The sequence below is a fragment of the Quyinboa ferrireducens genome (assembly GCF_042436675.1).
GTDB lineage: Bacteria > Bacteroidota > Bacteroidia > Bacteroidales > UBA5342 > JBHJHP01.
In genome coordinates this window covers 19648-36558 of record NZ_JBHMVA010000002.1, presented here as the reverse complement: position 1 = coordinate 36558, position 16911 = coordinate 19648, and the positions used below count along the sequence as shown (strand labels likewise).

The window sequence follows — 16911 nt, the reverse complement described above, 5'->3', positions numbered from 1 at the left end:
CAGTGCCCGATTAGTTGTTACCTTTGCGGCCTATAATGTATAATATGAGAAAATTTCTTTTCCTTCTTATAGCAGTTTTTTTGCTTTCATCGTGTGGAACACCAAAGCAAATTACGGAACTTAACACAGAAGCCTACAGGCTGGCTGCTGAAAGCAATACACAGGGTGCACTTCAAAGGACTGAGGATATAATTGCCTTCTATGAATCAAAACATAAAGTTGCAAGTGATTCAACGTATGCTTTTGCAGGTGAACTGGCTTTAAAATCAGGCAACAATGATAAAGCACTTACCTATCTCAACAAAGCAATTGAGAACGGTAACAGCAGGCCGGAAACCTATTATAATATCTCTCAGGCGTATAAAAGATCCAATAATCTGTCTTATGAAATCTCTTCTCTGGAAAAGTTTTTAGAAAAGTTTCCGGACAATGAACTAAAAAATTCGGCACAAAAAAAACTTATGACTGCATACATAGAAAGTGAAAACTGGACAAAAGCAGAAAACCTTTGGAAAAATATTGATGATAGCCAAAAATCTGATGCCGGTCTGCTTGAAGACTATGTCATCCTTCAGAACAATCTTGAAAACCCAGAAGAAGCTTATAATTATGCTGCCAAACTGTTTGCTGCAGATCAAAAAAACAGTACTGCGCTGTTTACACTCGGATCGCATTATTACAACAAGGCCGAAAACCTTTACAATACTGAAATGGCAGCTTACGAAAAGCACAAAACACGCCGCCAGTATGCCTATCTTGTTGATCAATTGAAGATTGCAACAAAAGATTATCAGACAGCAAAAAAATACTTTGAAAAGCTATATAAACTTAACCCTCAAAAAGAATATGCCGGATACCTGGCAAATATAAACGCACGGCTCAACAATAAAAAACAAGCCGATTATTACCGAAATTTAGCTAAGTAACATTTTTAGGGATGTGTAATTTACCCATATAAATGTTAAATTTACAAACTATAAACTACGTGTATTTACCTAGTTAATCAACATGAATTAACAATTTACTGCTATTAAATTCAATTTAAATAAACATTGCATTTATTAGATTAACAATCCATTAAACCTTTTCAGCAAAGTCAATAGCTATTATAATATTCGTATTTTTACATTAACGCTTGGAATGTAGATTTATTAAAGCTACTTGCAATTTTAATTAATAGTTAACCCACGATAGTAATGTCGGATCGAATCTTAATTAAGAAAGGCCTAACTATATTGCATAGCAGAATTCATTCGCCTTTGGCAACCTGGGAATGGAATGCTGCTTTGGGGGTTATTACATGCTCTTCCAGGTTCTTTGAAATCCTGAACATTCCACCTGAAAAACACTATCTTTCCGTAGAGGAACAATCCGCATTTTTTACCTATAATGAACTCAAAAAATTAGTCGATATATTAACGTTGGCCTTTACCGAAGGTGTACCCTTTGAAACAGAAATAAAGGTACGAAGAGGAAATGATGATTTCTTTTACTGCATGGTTTACGGTTATCCTCTACTGAATAAGAATAATGAAGTAATATCCGTTAACGGAACGCTGAAGGATATCACAAAAGTCAATGAGGATAAATCGATTTTAAAAGAAGTACTTCAGTATCAGAAGGAGATATTTGATTTCAGTACCGAATCAATTTTCATCCTTGAAACAGAGGATCACAAAATTGTTGAAATAAACAAAACATGTGAGGAACTCATCGGATATACTCAGGATGAGTTGTCGGGGAAGACCATTTTTGACCTGTGTGGTGAAAAAACTGTAAAAACTCTTGATAAGGTATCTTCATATTTCAAAAAAGCTATAATAGACGATGAGCCCCAGACCTTTGACTGTCTCATACAAACCAAATCCGGTGAAGAAATCTGGTTAGAAGTTTTGGCAAAATATGTTGAGATCAATAACATTGAAAGAATCATATTGTCTGCCAGGGATATTTCACAAAGAAAACAGACCGAACAGCAAAGCCAGATTAATGAACTGAGGCAGAAGTTCCTGATCAACATCTCGCTCTTTAAGGCTAAGGGCATGGAAGATCTGCTTGATTACGTACTGGGAGAGGTTTTAAAGAATACTAAAAGTATATTTGGATATCTGCATTACGTGGATGAAGACAGGAAAGGAATTCTGGTTCTTAAAAATCTGAAAGACAGATTTGAATCACTAAGCAACGAGGAAAAAGAAACTTTTGGTTTACTGGAAGATAAATCGATATGGAATGATCTGGTATTACTTCGCAGGCCCATTATTGATAACGATTTTAATATTCATCTGCATAAGAAAGATGTATTTACTGCTGACAGTAGCCATCCCCTGAAATTCATGAGTATTCCGATTTTTAAAAATAATCGTATTGTAGCAACTATAGCGGTTACAAATTCTAAAAAGGATTACCGGAATACTGATGTGGAACAGCTGATTTCTTTTATGGAGTCCATCTGGGAGATAATCGATTTGAAAGAATTCTCTGAGCGTAACAAAGGAGAAGAAAACATCTATATGTCGGCTATCGATCAGGCGCCGTACATCATAGAACAATATAATAAAGAGGGTTTACAGGTTGCTGCAAATAAGGCCTACGAAAAACTGTGGGGTTTTCCGGCATCAACAACCGTTAATTCCTTTAATATTCTGAAAAGCATTGAGATCAGAAATTCGGGTTTATATGAATATGTTCTGAAAGCGTATGACGGAGAATCTGTGATTGTACCGGAATATCTGTACGACGCATCATACAATACCAGAACGCCACTCTGGTTCAATACGCGAATATATCCTGTAACAGATGATAAGGGATTTGTTAAAGGAATTACAGTTGTACATGAAGATGTTACCGAACGTAAGCTTACAGAAATCAAAAATAATGGTGAACGGGAAAGTTTAAAAGAAAGATCACGGTTAATATCAGGAATTATCGATAATATTCCGGCCTGCATATTCTGGAAAGATTCCAAAGGGGTATATAAAGGTTGTAATAAACAATTTGCAAATCAGGCAGGCTTAAGTACAACGGAAGATATTGCTGGTAAAACAGATGACAACTTAAACTGGCCGAGACAATTGAGAAAATATCGCAGCAGAGATATTGAAGTTTTAAATTCTGGTGGTCCTATTCTTAACTCCGAGCTTAGCTACACGGCAGAAAACGGGAATACTGTGTGGTTGAATACCTCTTTATTTCCACTTCGTAAATCAGAAAACGGATTTGATGGTGTTTTGGGAATCTACGAAGATATCTCTTCATTAAAACAACTGGAGCTCTCGCTTGAAGAAAAAATTGAAAAAACACAACAACTACGTTTTTCTTTAGCAGAGCTAATCAACATTGAAGATCTTGAATCAATCTATAAATATGTTTCTGATACGCTTTACAGTCAGTTTCCTGAATCCGTACTTGCATTTACAAGCACAAATCAGAGCGAAACAAAACTCACTGTTAAATGTATTCGGGGTGTAGGTAAAGATGAAGAAGATGAGATCAGAACCATTACCAAATACAATATTTTTGGTAAAAACATAAACATCTACCCTACCAACTACGAAATTTACAAACGGAGTAAACTGGTTGGGTTTAAAGGCGGACTTGACTTGTATTTCGGGATACAGTTTCCATCCTCAGATGCCCGTAAAATAGAAAATATTCTTAGTATCAATAACATCTATACCATGGGAGTTAACCATGGTGATAAGCTATTAGGGGTTGTACATTTCTTTTCCAAAAAGACCTTAACCTCAGAAGAAAAAAGTGATATTGAATCCATTCTCCGTCAGGCAGCCTTTGTTATTGAACGACGAACCCTGGATTTCAAGGATACTACGAGTCTGGACAGTATTTATCATACAATTGAAAATGCCAGCGATGCTATGCTGGTATTAGAAACAAAAAATGGTATAGTTGCTGCTACCAATAAAAAATCAGAGGAACTGTTTAACAGGGTGACAGAAGATATGATCGGCTTTCATTATTCTTCCTTAATTCCTGCACCATTCCGTGATGATTTTAACAAAAAACTCAATGAAGCCATTAAGCAAAATAGTCCGTTAAACGGTGAATTTTGGGTTGATCATGTGCATGGAGATCATATTCCTGTTATCATTAGCAGTTCATTTATTTCAGCCTCAAATAAAAGTTACGCCCTGTTGGTACTGCATAATATAGATAAACGTAAAGAGGCTGAAACACTGATAGAACAACAGAATAAAGAGTTGCAACAACTCATTTCCACAAAAGACAAGCTATTTTCAATAATCAGTCACGACTTAAAAAATCCATTAACCGGAATCGTAGGCTTTGCTGAAGTTGTAAAAGAAGAATTACCGGAAGATGAAGATTCAGAATTGACTAAATTTATGGATATCATTATCCGTTCAGCCGATTCCATGGTTTACCTTATCAATAACCTGTTACACTGGTCACGAATTCAACAGGGTGTGATACAGCCAAAATTTGTTCGGGTAAATATTTATGATATCGTTGAACGGGAATTTGAATTATTATACACTGCTGCGAATAATAAAAAAATTGATCTCATAAACCAGGTAGATGTCAACACACAGGCCTATGCAGATGGGGAAATGATATCAACCGTAATCCGTAACCTTGTTTCCAATTCTATAAAATTCACGCAAAACGAAGGCACTATTTCTGTCAGAACTCTCACCAAAGGAAATACCATTGAAGTAACCATTAGTGACACAGGTATTGGTATGGACGAAGAGATCGCAAACAACCTGTTTAAAATAAACAACGAGACCCAGCGAAAAGGAACGTCAGGGGAAAAAGGTACGGGCCTTGGATTGGTAATTTGTAAGGATTTTGTGGAACAAAACAACGGAACAATCTGGGTAGACAGCACGATTAATGTAGGTTCAAGCTTCCATTTTACCTTGCCAAAATATAACGGCTGATCTTTCTTTCATAAATCTTTAGTACTTTTAGAACCAAACCCCTTTTGCAGGGTTAAATAATTACATGAAATTTTTGACTATGAAACATCGTCACTTTGCATGGGTAATTTACGGTGTGCTGTCTATTGCATTTTTTAGCAGCTGTAAAAAATATCCACCTATTGAACCAAAAAATCTCGATAGTAAATCCTTTATGGATTCTTCCTTAATTGTCCCGTCACAATATCTTATTTCAGCACTTGACACAACTCATGACATAACAAAACCGGTTATTATAGCGGCCCATGGCTATACAGCTACTCCCTTCGAATGGTTTGAATTCGCACAATACCTGTCAAAACAGGATAGCGCTGTTTATATCTCCCGCGTTCTGCTTGGAGGGCATGGCAGGGATTATGATGCATTTAATAAAACAACCTGGCAGGACTGGCAAAAGCCCATACTGAATGAATATGAAAAACTTTATCATGAAGGATTCAGGAATATCTCCCTTGCAGGATCATCAACAGGGTGTCCGCTTATTCTTGATCTGATAGCCAAAAATGCTTTCGACACACTGGTGGAACCTGAAAATGTATTTTTTATTGATCCCATAATTGAACCATCCAATAAGCTGTTAAATTATGTAGGCATACTTGGAAAATTTCTGCCGTATGTGGAAGTGGATGTTACAGATTATGAAGCCCGGTACTGGTATAAATACCGGGGAGAAAAAAGTCTTATTCAGCTGAATAAATTATTGAAAGTAAGCCGTAAGAATTTGAAAAAAGGAATTATTCTACCGTCAGATACACAGCATTTTATTGTATGGAAGGTTAAACAGGATGACTCTGCTGCCCCCGAAAGTGCCCGCTGGCTGTACGATGGTGTGCATTTTAGCGACGGATCTGCCATTGACACTGTCATGCTCAATTCCAATCTTCATGTGTTTACCCGTTTAACGGGAAGAGCTGCTTCTTCGGATCAGGACAAAAAGTTACAACAGGAAGCGTTTAATACTATTTATCACACAATTACAGACACTAAATGAAACACTTTATTTTACTATCGGGACTTGTACTGACCATATTGGCATGTCAACCAAAACCACGCCCCATTAAACTGAACAAATTTGAGGATATTCAACTCCAGAAAATATACACCTATCAGTACAACAGGCAACCAGACAGCCTGATAAGTTATCTGAAAAGTGAAAATCCGGTGTATCGTTCCGAAGCGGCATTATCCTTCTCATCCATACAGGATAGTGGTTACCTGTCATATATTTATCCATTATTAAATGATCCCGACACATCTGTTCGCATTAATGCGGCCTTTTCCATCGGTCAGTGTGGCGCCATATCGGCAGAACCCGAATTAATTGCATCCATTTCATCCGAAGTTGATTCAAAAGTTAAAGCCACCAAGCTTGAGGCATTGGGCAGGGTTGCGACTTCCAAAGGATTAGCATTCATTGCCAAATACCCGGAAGCAAATGACACCGTTAAAGGAGGAATAGCCTGGGGAATATACCGTGCAGGACTGAGAAATATTAACAGCGACGAAGCTCAGTCGATCATGCTGAATTATGCGAATGAAAAAGCACCTTTTGAAGCCAGACTGGCGTCAGGACATTATTTTTACAGAATACGAAAATATCCTGCTGATCTCAAAACAAAAGCTTTGCTCCTTTCCGTTTCTGACAGGAGTCCTGAGATAAGAATGATTTATACACGGGTTCTTTCCGGTTATCAGGATGCCGATGTTCAAACCAGGCTGTTAAATATTCTGAATGAGGATTCGGTTTACAATGTCCGCATCTCAGCCATTAATGCATTAAAACCGTTTTCAAATCCTCAGGTATACCAGGCCATTTGGAATTCACTTCAAAACGATAAACACATTAGTGTAAAGCTTGCTGCGGCTCAATACATTGCAGCATCTAACATTAAACCTGATGATAATCTGATCAATTATGTTCAGACTGAAGAAAATGAAATTATCCGTGCCACATTGCTGGGTGCCTTTATGCAAAACGACATTGCTGAAACTGTTACGTCCATTGCGACTGACTATTTAAAAGCGTCTGATGACAGATTTGAGAAACAGTTACTGATCAAATCACTTTTAATGCGGAAAGAGAACTTCAAAAAGGTATTTGATGACATGAAATCTATTGAGGATCGGGATTTTATTCTTTCTGTTGCCTATACGCTCAACGACATGCTCAATAATGGAAAAATTGCTGCGGGAGAATTTACATCCCTTCTGTCAGGATGGCTTACAACAAATAATCCGTATCTGGTAAGACAAGCCGCATGGTTCACAACAAAACCGGGATTTATTCACAGTGCGCTTTTAAGCGGACAATTGAAGGATGCATTTAGCAAATTTGAAAACTATAAAGACAAAACGATTCCTGATGCCATAAAAAAGGCAATTGAACAATCTCAAAATGGTGAAGTAACTGATGAAAACTGGGATCCCGAATATTACGAGCAACCCGAAACCTTTGAATCCTTTAACTGGAATAAAATTGTTACCATTCCATCGGATCTTAAAATAGATGTATATACCGAAAAGGGGAAATTTACCATGCAGCTGATGGTGGAAGATGCGCCGTTTTCTGTACGTCACTTTGTTGATCTGATTAAGGAAGATTTTTTTGAAGGAGCACCATTTTACAGGGTCATACCCAATTATGTAAAACAGGCTGGAGGAGCCAAAGAACCAGGTTTTGATGCATTGGCCAATGAGCGCATAAGATCAGAATTCAACCGCTACAAATTCAGAAGTAATGTCGTGGTAATGGCCTCTGCCGGTCGAGATACGGAATCCAGCCATTTTGCAATTATGATATCACCTGCTCCGTGGAACGATAACCGATATACTGTATTTGGAAAAATAACCGGCAATAAGAAAGTAGTTCAGCATTTAATGCCCGGCGATCTGATTTATGGGATGGAAATTTTGTGCAAATATAAGATCTGATATTACATCTCATCTAAAGAAAGTACAACTGTAGAGGACGCAAAATCATGAATCCCTCTTCTGTTTTTGTTAAATGTAATGGTAAAAAACGAGATCCAACCAAGAAGTACTTTCAACGTAAAACGCACACAGGCAGACCAAAAGCTAATTTTTTTGTCCGGGTCACTTATTTTTCGCACCCTTATATTGGTTAGCAATTGTCCAAAAGTAGATCCGGTGGTTATTAAAATAGGTTCATAAAAGAAAATTACAAGAAAAAAGGTGATTCCCCTTATGATACCCGGTACGTTTTCAATCACTTCGTACATATAAGATATTGAAAGTGAAATTACAACAATGGCACATGCATCAATTAAAGTAGATACATATCTTCTTTTAATGGTTGGCATGTGATAAACCGACGAATAATCAATATTTTTTGGCTTTTCTTCGTTGGGTTGAATTATTTGGAAATTAGTTTTCTCAAGTCCAAGGACATCCTTTTCAATGACAAAATCTACTCTCTGATCGTTCATAGCAACAGATAATAAATTAATATTTACTCCTGTAAATATTTAGGTTTAAGCCTTAAAGATAAGAGTTTTATTTTGAAAAGTTATTCAGCTGCGTCTGATTTTTTGATATTTTCCAGAATACTCTTTTTAACTTTAAATACAGAACCATGTCTGGTACCAGCAGGGAAGCTTAATTTATCAGATATTTCAGTCCAGTTTTTTAAATCATCAGATAACACGGCTCCCATGCTATGGCGGGTATATTTATCAAAGTAAACCACCCAGCCCATATCTGTTTTGGCTACTGTTGGTCCTTCCACCCAATTATCGGTAATTGGCTTAGAAGGCTCAGAATAACCACCGGTCAGATAATCGCTGGTTGCAACTCTGATATTTTTTTCCGCTTTTGGATATTTGGTTTCATTTTTAACAAACATCACGTATTTCCCGTCTATTTTCTGAATAGTAGCATCAATGGCATTAAAGCCTTTATCGTAAAGCAATTTTGTATCCGTAAATGTTTTAAAATCCTTAGTTGTTGTATAGTACATTCTGTGATTATACCCACTGTCTCCCGTTGAATCCGTTTCAGCAAATCGGCCCGGAAGTGTTGTAGCCCAGTAAATCATATACCGGCTGGAATCCCTGTCGTAAAACAACTCAGGAGCCCAGCAGTTTCGGGCACCCTTTTCATGTTCCATTACAGGTATAAACTGCTGTTCGGACCAGTGAATCAAATCAGGAGAACTGGCATAACCAATCCCCTTATCATTCCAGCTCACTGTCCACACCATGTGAAACAAACCATCGCCGCCCTTAATAATACAAGGATCCCGCATCAGTTTAGCATTTCCAACTTCTGGTGCTAAAAACGACTTATTGTCATTAAGAGCAGTCCAGGACAAACCATCATAACTATATGCCAGGTGCAAACCATCCTGACCATTATTTTGAAAAAAGGAGAACATATAGACTTCCTGTTCCGGTTTTGCACAGGAGAAAAACAGCAAAATAACAACGAGTGTAGAGAATAGTTTTTTCATTATAATTACAGTAAATCTTAATGGCAACTAAAATATAAAAAAGATAGCTGGAAGCCATCAGATAAGAACAATAAGTTCAGGATTTCTGATAATTTGTTATTTTGTGGTAATTAATACTGCCCCATTTGATCCTTTTTCTCCATAAAATCCCTTAGCGACTTCAGGATCATGGTAGGTCATCGTAGCTATTGTACTCGTGTCGAAATTTTCAAGGGAACTAAACTGTTTTCCGTCAATTACATATAAAATATCCTCCAGGTGTGCAAGTTTTTCCCGATTTGTCATATATCTGTCTTTAAATCTATAACTCAACACTATTGGGTTCATAATCCGCTTAACCTCGGTTTTTTCCTGTCTGTAATCCAGAAATTTTTCGAGTAACTCAGCCTGACCTAATCCGGAACGAATCTGGGAAATTGTCTCTTCTACCTTGTCCCTTTTACTTTCTTCATACGCAAGTACTTTGGGATCTGTAAACAATAAACTATCCGGAGTTTCGTCTCCCTGAAGTCTGCCTACAATCTTTTCCATTATTTTGTTGTAATAGTATATCCGGGCTGTATACATGGATGTATTTTCATCTATATTCTTCCGAATGAAACTAAAACATTCTATCCTGTAATTTGCATAGCGCTCAAATAAAGATGCCATGTAGTAATGTTCATCTGTTAAACCTTCTATCTGATTTATTTTAGTAGCAATCTCTGTACATTTTTCAAATTCAGGGATACTTATATCATCTATGTAACTGATATACTCATTCTGACTTGTAGTTCTGCCGAGCTCATAAAATTTAAGTGCCTTATTTTCGTGGAAAGTAAACTGCTGGTATAGTTTATCCATTTCTGCCAATTTATCAGGAGACCTAAAAACTACTACAGCAGAGGCAATAAATAACAATATAACCGGAGCCGAACCAACAATATATTCATGGAACACGGAATCCTTATGTTTTAAGGACGGATACAAGGCATATCCTATTAGCAAACCGCTGCATAATCCTCCAATATGAGCTGCATTATCGATGCCTTCTTCCATTCCACCCAGCAAATTATACGCCACAAAAACAATCACACTGGTTAATAATCCTGCTCGGAGTTTCTTCTCTACAAAACCCGTTGTCAGAACAGCAATGTACACACCAAACAGTCCGAATATAGCACCGGATGCACCGGCTGAAACCATACCACTTTCGTGCCAGAGTGCACTTGTAATTGCAGAAACTATAGCGGTAATCATAAATGAAATGAATAATCTGTAATGCCCGATTAAACGTTCCAGTTGCATTCCTACGAATATTAAGGCGTATAGATTGAAGAGCAAATGGATAATTCCAAAATGAATAAAATTGCTTGTGATTCATCTCCAGAACTGTCCGCCAAAGGATAACAATTTTGTATTGGCACCCCACTTAACCATGGATTGTATATCCGGATCCAAAACATGGACACCCGAAAAAATCATTACTAAAAATACGATTAAAAGGGCAGCCGCAAGAAATGTTGTAACCAGATGCTGTACCAGGAATTTTAAAATAGGTTTCTCCTTATTTACTTCGGGTTCAGAATTTAACAAAGTTTCCAGAGAATCATTACGCTTTGATTCTGGCAATACAATTTTACTCCTGTCTCCGGAAAAATTAATACAGTCCTCGTCAAAGTCTGCAAGGTCATCCGTCAGGCCACAAATAAGCCCTTTTTCTTTACTGAATTTACTGTTATCACAAACACGGCAAAAACAAACATGTTCTTTTCTGGTCATCACAGGCAATTATAACATTATATCTGTGGATGAAATTATAAGAAAAAACAGTTAAATCCAAATTCTCTGATTAATCTGAGGTGAGTCTATTTACAATTTCAGTTTATTTTTCCTCCTCTCTCCCATCTGCATAAATCGCAAACCTTCCTTTATCGCGTGGATGAACCATTTCGTAACTTTCCCATGGCCATCCGCCAAACTGTGTCTGCCGGTACTCGCTATAGGCCTCACGAATTTCCGCTTCATAATTCATAACAAACGGACCATACTGTGCCACAGGCTCATTAATTGGTTTACCTTGCAACAAAACCAAATAGGCTGTTTCTGAACCGTTCAGAACCTGAACGTTTTCATCTGCCTTAAGACTTACAGAATGATATGTTTTGACGTTTTTACCATCAATTTCCAGCGTTGAACCTTTGTAAAAAAACAGGTCCCTGTTTACGTTGGGAGATGTTTCCGGGATCTGCCATTCAGCCTCAGGATCCAACTTAATTAGCCATACAGCCACATTATTTTCAGGATCAGCAGCCCAGGAATCCGGTGATGGTTTTAAGGCATTTGTTTCGTTTATCTTCCCTGCTATTACATTAATCTCAATCTGTTTATCTTTTGAATCTTTCAAATTAACCTTGGGAATATCTTCTGCCCAGAACATGGTGTAATACGGATCACACAGTTTGCTTTTCCGGGGCAAATTAAGCCATATCTGGAATAATTCCAACGGATTGTCTTCATTCTTGTTCAACAACGGGAACATTTCAGCATGTTGCAATCCTGAACCGGCAGTCATCCACTGCACGTCGCCATTGCCATAACGGCAAGCTGCACTGGCAGAATCAGAATGATCGATAAAGCCTTTCAATACAATAGTAATCGTTTCAAATCCCCGGTGTGGATGGGCAGGGAATCCAGGGACCTTTTCGCCGTGATACATCCGCCAGCCGTCCTTAACAGTAAAGTCGTTCCCCATGTTCCTTCCGGCAAGAGAAGCATCCGGTCCCATATGCTCATTGCCATGGGGATAATGATCATTATGATGAACACAAAATAAAAACGGATCGCGTGTTTCCCAGTTAAATCCCAAAGGTTTTATACTTTTAATTACATTGCTCATAGTTCTGCTTTCTTTATCACTAATAACATAATAACCGGCATATATTGTTTAACCCGAAGGCATATAATAATCCTTAAAATGGCAAAATAGTGTTGAAGCCTACCTAAAACCAAGTGTTAATTAATCTGGTAATTAACTTAAAACCGTTACCTTTGGCACTAACGGAAATCAGTTAATTACGAACCTGACTACACGTTTGGTTCAAACAGGTTTAAGGATATTATTATGAGGTATATATTAGCTTTGTTGCTTTTTTCTGTGCAATGCACAATTCAGTTAGCACAAATTCCTTCAGGTTACTACAGCTCTGCTGAAGGAAAAACCGGCGAACAGTTAAAAACAGCGTTATACAACATTATCAAAGGTCATGTGGAATATCCGTATACAGCAAATACAACAGATACATGGGATATTTTAAAAGACGCTGACAGGGATCCGGAAAATTCTGACAATGTAATCCTTATTTACACCGCCAGGAGTGTTAACGGAGCTCAGGAATACAACAATGCACAGGGTTGGACCCGTGAACATGTATGGGCCAAATCGCGTGGTGATTTTGGGACAGAAACAGGAACAGGAACGGATGCCCATAATCTTAAACCCTGCGACGTCAGCGTGAATTCTCTGCGCAGCAACCGCAGTTTTGCAGCTTCTGTGAATCCGGTAAATGACGATGGTGTGTTTACCGGCTGTTATATTGGCGATGATTTTACGTTTGAACCAAGAGACGCCGTAAAAGGTGATGTGGCCAGGATTATATTTTATATGGCAACACGATACGAAGGCGAAAATGGTGAACCTGATCTGGAGCCAATTGATGAGGTAATGTCATCCAGTGATAAAAGTCCGTTTCATGGTGTACTTTCAGATCTTTTGAGCTGGAATGATGCTGATCCGGTAGATGCATTTGAGCAAAACAGGAACAATGTCATTTACAGCTATCAGCAAAACCGAAATCCGTTTATTGATCATCCTGAATGGGTAAATGCCATCTGGGGAACTGCAACAAACCTACAGAACAACAATCTGGTTCCGGAAGATGACAATATTGAAATCTTTGATCTTTCAGGAAGAAGCGTCTACAAAGGAAAACGGAACCCGGGTTTTCGCAGCCAGCTCAAACCGAATTCCGTTTATATTATAAAAGACAGTTCAGGAACACATAAAATCATTATTCAGAATAAATAATGAGGTCCTGAACCAATTCTATTTTTCAATTTCTGCCAGGTTCCATACAAAACAGGCACCGCCTTTCCTGTCGGGTCGTGCACCTCTTGCATCGGCTGAACACAAACTGTTTGCGAACGGATCCACAAACAAATACCGGTTTGTGTATAATGACATCAGCATCAGGTCACCTTTCAGCATATCGGTCCACTGAAACATGGATGCCTCACCTTGATCTTCCGGTTCAATGCGAACTTCTGCCATTCCTCCCAAACCTTTAACTGTAACAAAACCACCGGTTGCAACTGACTGAAGTGCAATTCTGCCCTGCCCCCGATCAAGCACCCTGAATTTTGCCAGGTCACCATTAGCAAAACGGCTGCCCTCTTCCACCGGACGCAGATGATTTCTCCAGTTCACTAATACAGAACCATCAGCCAGACTGTTTAAGGTAATCACCTCATCGTATGGAATTGGCCTGGTCAGACTCTGGCATCTGGGCTCTATAACCCTGAAGCTGTTGAAATCAGCATAACCGCCATCCTTCCCGCCTGTATTGTAGTTAAATAAGGCATACCTTACCCCCTGAAATGTTCTTAGCTGGTATGGCATCAGAATCTCACCTCCCAGGTCTGTAAAGTTCTCCCCGTCCAGACTGTAGCTCAGTTTGCCCATATCGGTATCAAAATTACAATACGCTCTGAACCATATCTTTTTAGCTTTTGTATCCACAGTCAGTGTTTTCTGCTCCTGCTGGTTATAAAACTGAATTTCACGAACCTTTCCTTTCTGAGCCACTCCAATCCAGGCATAAGGCAGGTTCAACAATGCCAGGCCTGTTATGTCTCCATCCTTCAGTCCTTTTAAATCAAGTTCAGTGACAGCAAATGATTCCGGTCCGATACCTCTCTGTGTCAGAGAATTTCTGGCATGCCAGAATGTTTCAGCCGGAAGGGAATGCAATCTCAGATATCCCTTGCGCTCTTTAAGCGACCATTTCTTATCTACCGGTACATGGTTCCATTGCCAGACATTTTTAAGTTTCGGTCCGCTGAAATCATCATCCCTATCAAACGGGGCATGCGGTTCGGATGTAAATCCGGTATTCGGTTTGATCCAGGTTCTTGGTGAACGGGTCAGGTTACCCGGAAGTCCAAAATATGGCCATCCATCCTGCCATGTTACAGGAGATAACCCAACTACTCTGCCAATGGAATTGTAGTCCAGCATAGACCAGCCCCACCATTCACCGGACTGGACCTGCACAATTCCTCCCTGATGCATTGGAATACATCCCACATAATTTTCAGGGAATTTCACAATGTCAAACGGAGGTCCCTGGCGTGTATTGAAAATACGCATACGCTGACCTTCACCAAAATTTTCTTCAGCACTCATCACGTTTACCTCATAGGGACCATAAGGTTTATCTGCCCTCAAACAAACCTGGTAACACAGGGGATCATAATTGGTGTTGGTAATGTAATATTTCCCGTTGATTTTATAAATATGGCTTCCTTCTCCGGCACCACTTCCTGCCTCAACTATTACATGTTCGGTTCCGGGCACCACATCCATTAAATCATCTGTCAGTTGAACCATTTTCACTTCGTTATATCCCCATACCGCATATATTTTTCCATCATCATCAAATAAAACGGTTACATCATGCAGGCGTGCATTCATGGTGCGTTGCTTCCACGGTCCCTTAGGATCAGCGGACGTAAAAATCTGCGTACCATGCCCATTGACATTCGAGAATATATAAAAGGTATCTTTATGGTATCTGAAACAAGGCGCCCAGATTCCCTGCCCATAAAAATCCCGTCCGTCTTCCAGACGCATTTCCGGCCCCATATCCAAACGTTCCACTGCATAGCTCAACAATTCCCAGTTTACGAGATCCTTTGAATGCAATACAGGCAATCCGGGCATGGTGTGCATGGTCGTCCCTGTCAGGTAATAGTCGTCTCCCACCCGGATCATGTCCGGATCCGAAAATTCTTCATAAAATAAGGGATTTGTAAAAGTACCATTTCCATTATCGGCTGTCCAAGTACAATCAGGAACAGGTTCAACCGGATCAGTAGCCGTACTTTTAACACTAAATAGGAACAGGATTATCACTAATATCCACGTAATATTAAGGATACCAAATTTATTTCCCGTAAAAAAATGAGGTTTCAAATGTTTCATATTTTTATCGTTAATGTTGCAGGGCTATAAAGATAAGACTTTTTAGTGTTACAATTACACTTTATTGTATTTTTAGACCGATCCAAAACAATATAAATATTAAATTTTTGAACAAACTCCTGCCGGATAAGTTAAAATAAAGTCCTCCCTGTTTTAAACGTTCATTTAACCAAACACCAAATATAAACACATAATAAACACGTTATGCAATACAACTTATTAGGAAACACGGGATTAAAAGTATCTGAATTATGTCTCGGCACCATGACATTTGGTGGTAAAGGCATGTGGACCGCTATCGGAACTCTTCCTCAGGATCAGGTAAATGTACTTATTAAACAAGCTGTAGATGCTGGTATTAACTTTATTGATACCGCAAATGTATACAGTGAAGGACTAAGTGAGCAAATGACTGGAAAAGCTATCCGGGAGTTGGGCCTCAATCGCGATGAACTGGTGATTGCCACCAAAGTCCGGGGTAAAATGGGTGACGGTCCAAATGACATTGGATTGAGCCGCAAACATATCCTGCAACAAGCCGATGAAAGCCTTGAGCGTTTACAGCTGGATTATATTGACTTGTATCAGATTCATGGTTTTGATAGCTTAACGCCACTGGAAGAAACACTGGAAGCACTTGATCTGCTTGTAAAAAGTGGGAAAGTGCGTTATATCGGCTGCAGTAACCTTGCAGCGTGGCAAATCATGAAAGCCCTTGGGATTTCGGCTAAAGAGCATTTGAATAAATTTGTTTCGTTACAGGCATATTATACCATCGCCGGACGTGACCTGGAACGGGAAATTGTGCCCTTGCTTTTGGATCAGAAACTGGGATTAATGGTATGGAGTCCTCTTGCAGGTGGGTTATTAAGTGGTAAATACAACCGATCTATGGAAAACAGTGAAGGCCGCAGGGCTACTTTCGATTTTCCACCGGTGAATAAAGAGAAGGCATTCGACATCATCGATGTGATGAAACCCATTGCTGAATCTAAAAACGTATCGGTTGCTCAGATTGCACTGGCCTGGCTCCTGCACCAGTCTGCAGTAACTTCCGTAATTGTAGGGGCTAACAAACCAGAACAGCTCTCTGACAATATTAGCGCTGTAAACGTGAAGTTGAGCGATGAAGAACTACAAAAGCTGGATGAAGTCAGTCAACTGAATCCTGAATATCCGGGATGGATGATTAATAGACAGGGGACGGATAGAAAATAGTAAAAGATCATAAGGAGTTAAAG

The 16911-nt window shown here is 39.0% G+C and carries 12 protein-coding genes; 6 read left to right on the top strand and 6 right to left on the bottom strand.

Translation table 11 applies throughout. The features are described from left to right. The first annotated feature begins 44 nt into the window (after positions 1-44). From ACE01N_RS03635 to ACE01N_RS03625, 4 genes are all read left to right on the top strand, one after another. The gene (locus ACE01N_RS03635) at positions 45-926 is read left to right on the top strand and encodes a tetratricopeptide repeat protein (protein WP_380584931.1); all 882 of its coding nucleotides are present in this window, start codon (positions 45-47) and stop codon (positions 924-926) included. Positions 927-1196: 270 nt separating this feature from the next. Then, on the top strand, positions 1197-4922 hold the full coding sequence (locus tag ACE01N_RS03630; RefSeq protein ID WP_380584929.1) for a PAS domain S-box protein: 3726 nt from the start codon (positions 1197-1199) through the stop codon (positions 4920-4922). A gap of 79 nt (positions 4923-5001) precedes the next feature. Continuing rightward, positions 5002-5952 carry an alpha/beta hydrolase gene (locus tag ACE01N_RS20680; RefSeq protein ID WP_438826941.1) on the top strand — a complete coding sequence of 317 codons (951 nt, stop codon included), beginning with the start codon at positions 5002-5004 and terminating at the stop codon, positions 5950-5952. Next, positions 5949-7892, top strand: coding sequence for a peptidylprolyl isomerase (locus ACE01N_RS03625; protein ID WP_380584927.1), 1944 nt, complete (start codon positions 5949-5951; stop codon positions 7890-7892). The genes ACE01N_RS20680 and ACE01N_RS03625 overlap by 4 nt, the downstream gene beginning before the upstream one ends. A gap of 2 nt (positions 7893-7894) precedes the next feature. On the opposite strand, the gene ACE01N_RS03620 is transcribed toward ACE01N_RS03625, so the two are convergent. The 5 genes from ACE01N_RS03620 to ACE01N_RS03600 all read right to left on the bottom strand — a co-directional run bounded on the left by ACE01N_RS03620 (position 7895) and on the right by ACE01N_RS03600 (position 12307). Then, positions 7895-8407 carry an RDD family protein gene (locus tag ACE01N_RS03620; RefSeq protein ID WP_380584925.1) on the bottom strand — a complete coding sequence of 171 codons (513 nt, stop codon included), beginning with the start codon at positions 8405-8407 and terminating at the stop codon, positions 7895-7897. 80 nt (positions 8408-8487) lie between these two features. Next, positions 8488-9429: a glycoside hydrolase family 43 protein gene (locus ACE01N_RS03615; protein ID WP_380584923.1), complete on the bottom strand. Its 942-nt coding sequence runs from the start codon at positions 9427-9429 to the stop codon at positions 8488-8490. Positions 9430-9525: 96 nt separating this feature from the next. Continuing rightward, the gene (locus tag ACE01N_RS03610) at positions 9526-10788 is read right to left on the bottom strand and encodes a rhomboid family intramembrane serine protease (RefSeq protein WP_380585880.1); all 1263 of its coding nucleotides are present in this window, start codon (positions 10786-10788) and stop codon (positions 9526-9528) included. Then, positions 10789-11190, bottom strand: a complete 402-nt coding sequence (locus tag ACE01N_RS03605) for a hypothetical protein (protein ID WP_380584922.1) — start codon at positions 11188-11190, stop codon at positions 10789-10791. Positions 11191-11293: 103 nt separating this feature from the next. Further along, complete coding sequence (locus tag ACE01N_RS03600; RefSeq protein WP_380584920.1) at positions 11294-12307, bottom strand: pirin family protein; 1014 nt, start codon at positions 12305-12307, stop codon at positions 11294-11296. Positions 12308-12532: 225 nt separating this feature from the next. On the opposite strand from ACE01N_RS03600, the gene ACE01N_RS03595 reads away from it, so the two are divergent. Further along, positions 12533-13495, top strand: a complete 963-nt coding sequence (locus ACE01N_RS03595; protein WP_380584918.1) for an endonuclease — start codon at positions 12533-12535, stop codon at positions 13493-13495. An 18-nt stretch (positions 13496-13513) separates the two neighbouring features. Here the strand turns inward: ACE01N_RS03595 and ACE01N_RS03590 are convergent, their stop codons facing one another. Next, on the bottom strand, positions 13514-15670 hold the full coding sequence (locus tag ACE01N_RS03590; protein WP_380584916.1) for a family 43 glycosylhydrolase: 2157 nt from the start codon (positions 15668-15670) through the stop codon (positions 13514-13516). 204 nt (positions 15671-15874) lie between these two features. On the opposite strand from ACE01N_RS03590, the gene ACE01N_RS03585 reads away from it, so the two are divergent. Next, entirely contained in the window at positions 15875-16888 is a 1014-nt protein-coding gene (locus ACE01N_RS03585) for an aldo/keto reductase (protein WP_380584914.1), read from the top strand. Positions 16889-16911 lie beyond the last annotated feature (23 nt).